The sequence below is a fragment of the Pseudomonas sp. PS02303 genome (genome assembly GCF_029959925.1).
GTDB lineage: Bacteria > Pseudomonadota > Gammaproteobacteria > Pseudomonadales > Pseudomonadaceae > Aquipseudomonas > Aquipseudomonas mandelii.
In genome coordinates this window covers 23,952-35,327 of sequence record NZ_JASCOM010000046.1, presented here as the reverse complement: position 1 = coordinate 35,327, position 11,376 = coordinate 23,952, and the positions used below count along the sequence as shown (strand labels likewise).

10 protein-coding genes are annotated in these 11,376 nt (G+C 53.3%); 2 read left to right on the top strand and 8 right to left on the bottom strand.

The features are described from left to right. Nucleotides 1-179 precede the first annotated feature (179 nt). Nucleotides 180-1,052: a sterol desaturase family protein gene (locus QMX98_RS13530; RefSeq protein ID WP_019816994.1), complete on the bottom strand. Its 873-nt coding sequence runs from the start codon at nucleotides 1,050-1,052 to the stop codon at nucleotides 180-182. A gap of 158 nt (nucleotides 1,053-1,210) precedes the next feature. On the opposite strand from QMX98_RS13530, the gene QMX98_RS13525 reads away from it, so the two are divergent. Further along, nucleotides 1,211-2,104 carry a cation transporter gene (locus tag QMX98_RS13525; protein ID WP_032872266.1) on the top strand — a complete coding sequence of 298 codons (894 nt, stop codon included), beginning with the start codon at nucleotides 1,211-1,213 and terminating at the stop codon, nucleotides 2,102-2,104. 56 nt (nucleotides 2,105-2,160) lie between these two features. On the opposite strand, the gene QMX98_RS13520 is transcribed toward QMX98_RS13525, so the two are convergent. From QMX98_RS13520 to QMX98_RS13510, 3 genes are all read right to left on the bottom strand, one after another. After that, on the bottom strand, nucleotides 2,161-2,754 hold the full coding sequence (locus tag QMX98_RS13520; protein WP_225568928.1) for a helix-turn-helix transcriptional regulator: 594 nt from the start codon (nucleotides 2,752-2,754) through the stop codon (nucleotides 2,161-2,163). A 143-nt stretch (nucleotides 2,755-2,897) separates the two neighbouring features. Further along, on the bottom strand, nucleotides 2,898-3,401 hold the full coding sequence (gene lspA, locus QMX98_RS13515; RefSeq protein WP_019816991.1) for a signal peptidase II: 504 nt from the start codon (nucleotides 3,399-3,401) through the stop codon (nucleotides 2,898-2,900). Nucleotides 3,402-3,531: 130 nt separating this feature from the next. Beyond that, on the bottom strand, nucleotides 3,532-5,604 hold the full coding sequence (locus QMX98_RS13510) for a heavy metal translocating P-type ATPase (RefSeq protein WP_232392676.1): 2,073 nt from the start codon (nucleotides 5,602-5,604) through the stop codon (nucleotides 3,532-3,534). A 913-nt stretch (nucleotides 5,605-6,517) separates the two neighbouring features. On the opposite strand from QMX98_RS13510, the gene QMX98_RS13505 reads away from it, so the two are divergent. Further along, nucleotides 6,518-6,925 carry a helix-turn-helix domain-containing protein gene (locus tag QMX98_RS13505; RefSeq protein WP_019816989.1) on the top strand — a complete coding sequence of 136 codons (408 nt, stop codon included), beginning with the start codon at nucleotides 6,518-6,520 and terminating at the stop codon, nucleotides 6,923-6,925. Between the two features lie 587 nt (nucleotides 6,926-7,512). Here the strand turns inward: QMX98_RS13505 and copD are convergent. From copD to QMX98_RS13485, 4 genes are all read right to left on the bottom strand, one after another. Beyond that, a complete protein-coding gene (gene copD, locus QMX98_RS13500; RefSeq protein ID WP_019816987.1) occupies nucleotides 7,513-8,451 on the bottom strand; it encodes a copper homeostasis membrane protein CopD in 939 nt (312 codons plus the stop codon). 3 nt (nucleotides 8,452-8,454) lie between these two features. After that, nucleotides 8,455-8,838, bottom strand: a complete 384-nt coding sequence (gene copC / locus QMX98_RS13495) for a copper homeostasis periplasmic binding protein CopC (RefSeq protein WP_024014909.1) — start codon at nucleotides 8,836-8,838, stop codon at nucleotides 8,455-8,457. A 359-nt stretch (nucleotides 8,839-9,197) separates the two neighbouring features. After that, nucleotides 9,198-10,586 (bottom strand): heavy metal sensor histidine kinase, encoded by a 1,389-nt coding sequence (locus QMX98_RS13490; protein ID WP_019816985.1) that lies wholly within the window; start codon nucleotides 10,584-10,586, stop codon nucleotides 9,198-9,200. After that, nucleotides 10,586-11,272, bottom strand: coding sequence for a heavy metal response regulator transcription factor (locus QMX98_RS13485; protein WP_019816984.1), 687 nt, complete (start codon nucleotides 11,270-11,272; stop codon nucleotides 10,586-10,588). The genes QMX98_RS13490 and QMX98_RS13485 overlap by 1 nt, the downstream gene beginning before the upstream one ends. Nucleotides 11,273-11,376 lie beyond the last annotated feature (104 nt).

Here is an 11,376-nt window from a genome sequence, read left to right as displayed (position 1 = left end):
TTTCGGGTAAGAGCTTCGTTGGCGCATGGAAATCCTGACGTTAAGGGCGATCGCGTCCGCTTAAAAATACGCGGACACCATCGCCCTTAATGCTGGAGTTCGGAAGGTGTGTTGGCTGGACGCTTACCCTACAACACATGGCAGTAAATGCGCGAATAGGCGTTTCGTGGTACGCAACTTCAGATCATATGGTTCTGAGGCTTGCGCCTAAACGGCGCGATTAGCTGCGCACGATAGCCTGTTGGAAAGTCTCGCTCTTTTAGCCCTACCTGCGCATCACCGAGCTTGTTTGCTGCGTCATAGAAGGTTCCAAATAGGTGATCCCAAATAAGTAAAAACTCTCCGAAGTTGACCTGGGCATCTTCGAACTCTCGCTTATGGTGCCAGCGATGTGTCTCGGCGACTCCAATCACGTTGCGTAACCAGCCCAACGAGTAGTCCAGGTTCGAATGCTGGAAGGCTAAATGAACGGTCAAGATGCTGAACCAAGTCGCGATAACGGCCGACGGCGCACCTGAGGCGAGCAGAACCACCAGCCCCGGTCCGGCCATTAGCGCCGCATGCAGCGGATGTCTGCGCTCCCCATTCATCCAATAAAGGCGATCAGCGCTGTGATGAATCATGTGCATACGCCACAGCCAATGCACCCGATGGCTGATGCGATGCATGACATACAGGCTTAAATCGAGGACGGTTGCGACCAGAACCAGCTGTAACCAGAGGGGACTCTCGCTGGGAAAAAGGCGAACTGATGCCGGCACCGCATCGCCAAGCTTGGCGAGGACTTCAGCAGTGAACTGAATGACAGAAAGGTTGACCAGCATATGCAATAAATCGGTCGAGGTGTCTTGATGATCTTCGAGCCAGGATTGACGAAAGGGTTGGAATTGCTCCAGCGCGGCGATCGTGAACAAGCTCACAATAGCGATCAGGAGTGTTGTGGGCCATGGCGGAATCCCGGTGTAAAGCGCCCAAACCATGAACGCAGCGGTGCCACCAAATATGAGCGGATAGCTCATCCAACGTATGACGTATCGGAAAATAATGATCATCGCTCACCTCCTTTTAGGAAGCGAAGACGATAAGTCACAGGCTGGCGTTTGGATTGAACGAAAGAGCTACAATCGAATGATGAATATCCTCGCTTGACCTTATAGCGGCTAGAAGGTTTGTAATCGACAGGATCAAGTGTATTTAGAGGAGCGGCCCCATGAGTTCGTGTGACAAATCCTGTGGCTGTGGCCCGGCTTCAGCAGGCCCAGAAGCAGCAGCTAAGCCATTAAATGAAGGGACATGGATCAGCAAATTTTCAGTACCAAAAATGGACTGTCCTTCCGAAGAACGGATGATCAGACTCGCGCTGAATGGCTTGCAGGAAATAGCTTCACTTTCTTTTGACCTATCCGGTAGACAGGTGAGTGTTTTTCACGAAGGGGCCGTAGAGCAGATCGCTACCAAGTTGGAGTCACTTGGCTTGGGGGCAAGGCTATTAGATACGCAGCCCATCAGCCCAGAGTCCGTATCAGCCAACAGTGCCAATGAAGAGCAAAACGCTTCAAAGGAAGCCAGCACATTAAAAATATTGCTCGGCATCAATGGTGCAATGTTTCTCGCCGAAATGAGTGCTGGCCTGATTGCCCAATCGACGGGGCTGATTGCCGACTCGCTGGACATGTTTGCTGATGCGGCCGTTTACGGGCTGGCCCTCTTTGCGGTCGGCCGCAGCGCGGGAATGCAAGTACGTGCAGCACACCTGGCAGGTATGTTTCAGATCATTCTAGCTTTGGGTGTGCTTTTGGAAGTTGCTCGACGCTTTCTCTATGGCAGTGAACCTGAATCGATGCTGATGATGGGGATAGGCGCCGTCGCGCTGGTGGCAAACGTCACTTGCCTGTGGCTGATCTACAGCCACCGCGAAGGAGGAGCACACATGAAAGCGAGTTGGATTTTCTCAGCCAACGATGTGATTGCGAACGTTGGCGTAATCGCTGCAGGAGCATTGGTCGCTTGGACAGGGTCTCCGTACCCAGACTTGGTGATTGGTACGGTCGTTGGCCTGATCGTTTTGAACGGCGCACGTCGAATCCTGGCTCTAAAAGCTTAACTATTCCAATCGGCGAGCGGCCTGTAGCTAAGGCCGCAAGCCTCTAACCTAGTCGCTTAATGCAAGCTCACTTCGGCGAGCGCCGATGAGGGATCTATACCCAACAGCGAGCGAAAGGTTCTGGAAAAGTGGGCTGAGTCGGAGAAGCCTGACGCGTGCGCAGCGGTGGTTATAGGTTCTCCGGATGCCAGATGTCGAACAGCTTGGGTCAGTCGTAGCCATTTAGCATAGCTACGCAGCGGCAAACCGGTTTGTTCCACGAACCAATGCGAGAATCGAGTTGGGGACAGGTGTACCAGTGCTGCCAACTCTTCACGTCGTACCATGCCCTGGTAAATGGCCGTGCTGACTATTGCCAGGCGAGGATCGGCGACTGGAGGTGCATCGGTTATCTGTAGGGCTTTTCGCACTGCGGACCGAGTGTCTCCCGCGCCTGCCTTCAAGGAGTCAGCAATTAGTGCGGCGTCAGCCGGGGCGATATTGATCGGAATCGGCGTCATGGTCTTCGGCAAAACCTGGCCCTCTTCTGCCAAGACGTCCAAGTAGATTGAAACGATGAGGGCTCCGCTGATTCGATGCCGAACACCGGCTGGAATAAACACTGCAAACTCGGTGTGCTGACGCGGCAGGCATTCCACTGTTACAGGCACGTCGATACCTATAGCTATTTGGTGAGCCTGATGCTGATGCCAATCTTGATGACCAGCATGCCCAGCAAAAACCGCTAACCCAGGCGTTAGCCATGCGCGACCAGACCACCTTAGGACACGTACTGGAAGGTGGCGCTCCATCGTCAACGTTTGCTTGGCGACGCGGGGCTAATCACGCTTATGACCAATAAAAACGATGCGCCGCTGACAATACATATATCTGCGAGATTAAACGCGGGCCAGTGCCAGCCTTGATAGTGAAAATCCAGATAGTCCACGACAAAGCCTCGCAAAGAACGGTCGATAAGATTGCCAACAGCCCCACCCAAAACGAGACAATAGCCCAAGGCTTCGCTCCAGTGACGTTCCCGTTGAAGGATCGCGACGAGCGTCAATGCTACGGCTAGCGCAACAACAACGAAAAGGTAACGCTGCCAGCCTCCAGCGTCAGCCAAGAAGCTGAACGCGGCGCCGGTATTGCGTGCATGCACTATGTTGAAAAATGAGCCTACGGCGACCGATGAGCCCAGCTCATAAAGGTGCTCGACGCCAAGCTTTAGACTTTGATCGATCAACGCCAGGACCGCTGCAATTCCCCACCACAAAGTAGGCGGCTGTACACGAGCTGTCATTGGGAAACCGTTCATTGGCTATTCCGTAGTAACCGTTCCAGTACATCTGAAACTGGTATTTTTTGAAAAGCACTGACTCTTGCTCGTGCGGTATCACCCACTGGGATCCAGGTCTTGGAACAGCAAAGCAGGCATCGTGTCCGTATCATTTGCGCAGCAAGCGCAGGCCATTCAGTACTACCAACAGGCTTACCCCCATATCCGCGAATACCGCCATCCACATCGTAGCGTGACCAGTGAGCGTAACGGCTAGGAAGATGGCTTTAACGCCCAGCGCGAGCGCAATGTTTTGCGTAAGTACTGCTCCGGTCTGGCGGGAGAGACGAATGAAGGCAGGAATCTTGCGCAAATCATCATCCATGATTGCTACGTCAGCAGTCTCGATCGCCGTATCGGTGCCAGCTGCCCCCATCGCGAAGCCCACATCAGCCCGAGCAAGCGCAGGGGCATCGTTTATTCCGTCACCGACCATGCCGACGGTGCCTTTATGATCGATCAAGGCTTCGATGGCTTTGAGCTTATCGATCGGTAGGAGATTGCCCTTGGCCTCGTCAATGTTTACCTGCGCGGCAATTGCCAGCGCGGTATGTGGGTTGTCCCCTGTCAACATCACAGTCTTCACACCTAACGCGTGAAGCTCCTCGATTGCGGCTCGGCTGGTGGCTTTTACCGTATCGGCGACTGCAAACAACGCCAGCGCCCGTTTGTCATCGGACAGAATGACTACAGTTTTCCCTTGCCGCTCAAGGTGGCCCAGGGCGGCTTCGGTATTAGGTGAGCAGAACCCCAACTCCTCCAACAAACGATGGTTACCCAACTGGTAGCGCTTACCCTCGATCTCGCCGCGGACCCCTCGGCCCAGCAGCGCTTCGAAGTTATCCACTTCCAGCAACCGCAGCGATTGCTGGGCCGTTTGTTTGGCAATAGCCCGCGAAACCGGATGATCCGAACGTTGGGCAAGGCTCGCGGCGGCAATGCGATAATCTCTAGATAATCCATCAGCTAGAGGCAGGAAATCGGTCTGTACGGGCTTGCCATGGGTAATGGTCCCAGTTTTATCCAAGGCCAGATGGGTGATCTTGCGACCGCTTTCCAGGTACGCCCCGCCCTTGATTAAAATGCCTTTTCGCGCCGCTGCCGCGAGGCCGCTTACAATGGTCACCGGGGTCGAAATCACCAGTGCGCAAGGGCAAGCGACTACCAGAAGCACCAGCGCCCGATAAATCCAGTCAGCCCATAATCCGGCCATAAACAGGGGCGGGAATATCGCAACGGCAAGGGCGAAGAAAAACACCGATGGCGTATAAACCTTGGCGAACTTATCGACGACCCGCTGGATCGGGGCGCGTGAACCTTGGGCTTCCTCCACAGCATGAATAATCCGGGCCAGTGTCGTATTGCTGGCCTCAGCCGTCACGCGGTACTCGAAGGAACCGGACTCATTGATCGAGCCGGCATAAACAGGGTCACCGACAGCTTTCTCGATGGGCAAGCTTTCCCCGGTGATAGGGGCTTGGTTTACGGTAGAGTTGCCGGAGATCACGTTGCCATCCAGACCAATGCGCTCGCCGGGGCGAACTCGAACCAAGGAGCTGATCTGGACGGTTTTGACATCTACGTCCAGCCAACTGCCGTCTGCCTGGCGCACCGTTGCATGATTTGGGGTCAAGTCCATCAGTCCTTTGATCGCATTGCGTGCACGATCCAACGACTTGGCCTCAACCAATTCGGCAACAGTAAATAAAAACATGACCATCGCCGCTTCTGGCCACTGCCCAATCAGGACCGCTCCCGTCACCGCAATGCTCATCAACGCGTTTATGTTGAGATTGAAATTTTTGAGAGAGATCCAACCTTTCTTGTAAGTCGCGGGCCCGCAGAGTGCTACCGAGATTAAAGCTACAGCAGCAATCACCCATTCGGGGGCTGCCTGGGTGAAATGCAAAATTTCCGCGCCTACCGCAGCAATACCAGACAGCGCTAACGGCCACCAGGTGCTTTTGCGCAGTGATTCAGCTTCAAACTGGCTTTGCTGCTTATCCGCGCCTGGTACGTCGACCGCGCCATTCAACGGTTCCGCCTGCATACCAAGCGATGACACGGCCGCTTCGATTCCCAGGGTATGTGGCAATTCGTGCCAGACACCTAGAGTACGGTTCATCATGTTGAATTCCAATTTCTGAATTCCAGGCATCTTTGCAAGCTTGCCCTCAATCATCGCCTGCTCGGTAGGACAGCACATTTGCCCAATCCGGAAACGACTCAAGCGAGCCGTGTCGTTGACAACGGCTGATGACACTTTGGATGCGCACGCGCTTGGGCCATCCGTTCCAGATGCAGAGCAACATGCATCGGTAACAACCGAGGTGGTGGGCTCGTTCGGTTCGGTAGGTGGATATTGAGAAGATGTCGGAGATGAAGTGGAGCAGCTTGTCTTTCCGCCGTTGCCTCCAGCAGAGCAGCCATCCGCACTTTTGGTTGTTGAAAGCGCAGGATTCACGTCCGAGGTCTTAGAAGAACAGCAACTGGTAGTTCGATCTCGATCGGTTTCGTCTTCACCCGATGTTGCGGAAGTCGCACAGCAGCTCCCGGATGCGACAGGGTCAAAAACGTCCACGCCCGCTGGCTTTTTTGGTGCTTGCTCGTCACCGCAACAGTTTTTCATGAGAACGCTCTCCGCTTTTCATGGCGAGAGTGAACACCTTATAGCCACTATAAGGTCAAGAGATTCTTCGATGCCTTAAGGCATCCACCAGCGACCATTCATGTTCAACGTGATCACAGTGAGTAAGTGGCCGGTAGTAGATAGGAAATGCTGCTTCCCCTCGCGCCTACGGTGTTGGCATCAACGGCGTCCTATTTCGTGACGCTAATATCAGGCGGCATCCCGTCCTCACAGCAAAGCACACAGGGCACTTGCCCTATGCGGCGGCCGACGAGCAGCACAGAAGCTCTGCTACGAAGGTAAGCAGCCATGTGCAGAGCAAAGCGTCCAAACTCGAGTTGAAGAGATCGGCGGGGAGGGTTTTCATCGATCAGAGGCCTGGCGATCGGTAGAACGGTGAGCAAGGATTTGCTTGTTGCCTGACGCGAGTAGAATGAGGATTCCAGCAACTATAGGGTCAAGAGAAATGAATGCGCCCACGTACACGATCGGTGCCTTGGCGAAGCTGACCGATACCAAAGCCGTAACCATCCGCTATTACGAGCAGTCAGGGCTGCTGCCTTCTGCTGGAAGATCACCGTCGGGTTATCGCTTTTACACAGATGAAGAGCGCAACCGGCTGCTGTTTATCCGTCGCAGCCGCGCGCTTGGGTTCAGCGTCGATGACATTCGCGATCTACTCGGCCTGGCTGACCGACGCGACGCTTCCTGCGCCGCTGTGGATGCGAAAGTGCAAGGGCAACTCCAACAAGTTCGAATCCGTATTCAGGACTTACGAGGTTTAGAAGCCGAACTGACACGACTGAGTGTTTGCTGCCACGGTGGTGTTATAGAGCAATGTCGCATCATTGAATCATTGTCGAATCGTAGTTAACGCGGCAAAAGACTCCATGTGCGTAGAGATTGTACGAGGTGAGAATCGTCATTGTGCAATAAAGTCCGCTATCTTGGTTTATTTCAGGATGCGTGCCTTAGGATTGTCCTGTGGTTCGCAAATTTGCCATCCCATTAAAACCGCATGCGGCGACATGTGGGAAAATCGATGGTAATAGCTCTAAGTTAACCGTGCTCAGTTATCATTATTGAACCACCGACACCTCCGTGCTTATTAAATTTCTGACGCAAAGTGCTTAACCGTGCGACAGGGTAAATTCATTGCCGCTTTGAAATGTGCAGCTTACCGCCTGTTTTGCACCCTTGCTCGGCTTACGGGGTTCACCGAGTTCGGGGGACTTCATGTCACGGCGGCAGCGTTGGCCCATGTTGTCATCCGCCATCCAAGGGTTTCATTGGACATGGCTCTCCGGCGCTTGAACACCCGCCATCCCGCTGAGGGGAAGCGCCAGGCTAATCAGGAAAATCAGGCAAAGCCGTAGACAGCGTGTCATGGGCTGAAGTGTAGCCAGTAGAAATGGTGCTAACAATCACGCTCCAGGCTTCTGGGTTAGCTGCCAGAAACCTCTATTGCGCGCTCATTTCCATTTCAGGACTTAGCGTGCCTAACCATGCGACAAGACAGATGATGAGGATTGCCATCAGGAATTCGAATTTCATGCTGCGGCGCAAGGCATTGACCGCTACAGAGTATTGACCATTGCGAACCGAGCGCTCCAATAGCGGGCTTAAGTGAAAGCGGTTCAGCGTCGCTAAAACGATCATCCCGGCAAAGAGCAGGATCTTCAAAAACAGCAACTGGCCATAGGTACTGAGCATGACCTCATCAAGGTTGGGACCGACGATGAAAAGGTAATTTACTACTCCCGTAACGCTTATGATCGCAACAATCACACCGCCGGCCGACTCAAAGCCAGTCAGCACGCGGGCAAGAATACGTGCTTCCTCCTCACCCTTCAGCGATTTCAACCGTAGCAGTAGAGCGAAGGCCGCTAGAGCACCCAACCAGCCACCTGCCGCTAATAAATGGAAAATGTCGCTGAGAAAATGCCAGTAGCGGCGGCTGCCTTCGTCCATGGCACCATGCCCCGTCCAGGCTAGCGTGGCCAACGCGATTGCTCCACAGACGGTGACGATCCAGAGGCTGGGTGTCGGATATCGTTTATTCAACGCGACGCCCAGAATTGCCCCCACCAAGGCGGCTATCCGAACCATCCAGGTCAGCCCAACGTCGGTGCCCATGATGACCATTTCAAAAATGTGGTGATGTAGCTCCATAAGCTCCGATACACCGCTCATTGCTTTTGCAAGCAACAACATCGCAGCAAGGGACAGAACTACACCTGCAACAGAAGTACCGTAGAGAAGCGACTCAAAGTTCAAGACCGTGCCCGATACCCTTTCCTTTCCCCTGAGGCTGTACAAGCCAAATATGGCCAGTCCAAATAACAACATCAGGTCAAAATAGAGAGCAAAGCGAACCACGATATTTAATGAGTCGCTCATGGATTATTTCACTTTGAATGAAAAGTTGCCGGTGATCGGGTGGGTGTCCGAAGACACTGCACGCCATTCAACTTTGTAGGTGCCGGTGGTCAGCGGTGCAGCCGGCGTAATCACCATGGTTTTCGGATCACCACCAGCAGCGACGGCGGCCTTTACACCCATGGGTGAGTTAGGCATGCCTGGCATGTCGGTCATGATCAGCTTTGCACCGGAGAACTGAGTGGTGAGATTCTCAGAAAAATGCAGTTCGATTTTCGACGGAGCCGCCGCATCCGAGCCTTCTGCCGGAGTGGAAGAAAGTAGTTTTGGATGTGCCTGGGCCACTGCACTCAGAAGCAAACCAGCAGTGATTGCAACAGCCACGGACGTAGTTTTAAGGAATGACATGCAAGACTCCTCACAGCAAGCGCTGTTGATTCGAGGTTTTTTGGGAGGAACTAGTTTTTAATTTCTTTAAAAACCACTGTTGATTAACTTGGAGCCCCCGTCCTCTTCGCCAGGTTGAACAGGAGAAACTCGCTAGCCCTAACGTCACAGTGCGAGAACACGATGCCACACGATCACAAACTGTTCGATTACATTTCAGTCAGCTTGATCCGATGTTTGGCATCTAATCGTTGAGCGTAGCAAGACCTGGAAAAGACACGGCGTACCGCAGGACAGGGGAGCTCAATCACTTTGAAAAATCCGCAGAGGCGTAGCAAACGCAGAACGCCAAGACGTCGTTGGTCCCAATGTTTTGTCGCTCAGCTAACCGTGGAATCGACGGCCGGAAACTCAAGATGAAAAGCCGTTTTCCCGTCGCCTGACGTACACCAGATCTTGCCATTGTGCGCTTCGACAATTGATCGGGTAATTGACAGACCTAGCCCTGCGTTGCTCGGACTTCCTTCTCGCCGCGCTGGGTCCACGCGATAAAAACGATCAAACAGCTTTTCAAGGTGTTCGGGGGCAATGGGCTCACCATAGTTTTCCACGACAACCGTTACCGACGCATCCTTGTGCTGAATATCGACACTGATTGACGTCCCTTCATAGGTGTAGCGCAGCGCATTTGAGAGCAGATTGGAAATCGCTCGGTGGAGCATAAGAACATCACCTCGCACGCTCCCCCGTCCTGAAACCTTGAGCTCGATCCCTCGTTCATCAGCCAACAGGCGGTAGTACTCAAGCAATTTTTCCACGACAGCCACCAGGTCTATTGGCTTGCTCTCGTGCGTAATTAGACCATTGTCAGATTTCGCCAGAAAAAGCATGTCATCAATCATCCGGCTCATGCGCTTCAAGTCATCAAGATTGGAGTACAAATTGTCTTCGTAGTCCTCGATGTTTCTTTTTCTCGAAAGCACCACTTCAGTGTGGGTCATCAAGTTGCTCACGGGGGTCCGTAGTTCGTGGGCAATGTCTGCCGAAAAGTTGGATAACCGGACAAATGCATCGTCGAGCCTGGATAACATGGCGTTGAACGACAACACCATCTGTTGAAGCTCTTTCGGAACGGGTGCCAGGGGAATACGCTCCTTGAGTGATTTTGCTGACATGGAGGCAGCAACCCATGTGACCTGGCGGATAGGCCGCATGCCACTGCTAGCTACCATCCAGCCGAGTGCAGCACTGACCAATGCGCTGATCACCAACCCTATCCAAAACCATCGTTCGAGCGTCTCGAAAAAGGACATATGCTGCGTAACGTCAAAAATCAACATGACAGTTAATGGCCTTTCTTGTCCCGTCACTACGGATTGCGCAGTCACACCACGGAACATCTGCTCTTGCTCCCGCCATTCCCAGACGGTTGTGTTTGTGGTTGTTCGAAACGCCTTCGGAACGTCGACCGGGCCGGGATCCGCAAACAGCACCTTGCCGTCGCCATCGATGATAAGCGCAGTCAAATCACGGTGTGCGCCCAGCAGCGCTTCTAACTCCGGTTTAGCCTCGCTGAATTGATCGATGTTGCTCAGCCCGGACAAGATCCGCTGGGTCGAGTGGAGTTTTTCGTACAATGCCTGCTGATCCAGCATCTTGAAATGATGCCGGCTGAGGTTATTGAAACTGAGTCCGGCGACCGTGAGCACGGCCGTTACCGCGAGCATAAACATCAGACTCATACGAGTCGTCAGGGACATCCGGTTCATCACGACTCCGAATCTGGTGCATCGAGCATGTAACCCATTCCCCTTGAGGTATGAATCAACTTGACCTCAAAATCGTCGTCTATCTTGGCCCTGAGCCGTCTCACTGCAACCTCGATAACGTTGGTATCGCTGTCGAAGTTCATATCCCAAACCTGGGAGGCGATAAGAGACTTTGGCAGCACCTCCCCTCGACGACGCAGCAGAAGCTCAAGCAACGCGAACTCTTTGGCCGTAAGGTCTATGCGTTTGCCTCCTCGGATGGCTCGACGCTTGAGCAGGTCCACTTCAAGGTCAGCCAGTTTCATAAAGGTTTGCGAAGGTGCGCTGCTACCGCGACGCAGCAGCGTTCTGACTCGAGCAAGCAATTCAGAAAACGCGAAGGGTTTGATCAGATAGTCATCCGCACCGAGTTCAAGTCCCTTCACTCGGTCTTCAACGCGGTCTCTGGCGGTGAGAAAAAGCACCGGGACGTCTTTCCCGGAAGCGCGCACCTTCTGCAGGACTTCCCAGCCATCCAAACCCGGCATCATGACGTCGAGAATCAGCAGATCATAGGCTTCGCTCAAAGCGTGCTGAAGCGCCTCTTTTCCATTCGTGAAACGGTCGACATTGAACCCGGCCTCGTTGAGCCCTTGCTGCAAATAGATACCTATTTTTGGTTCGTCTTCAGCGACAAGAAGTCTCATGAGGTCGTTCTCAGATAAAGGTTAAGCGGAGTCTGCAACGAAAACTGGCAGCCAACCAGCAACTGACAGAAAAGTAATCTTGGCTTCAGGTAGATGTCAGCGAG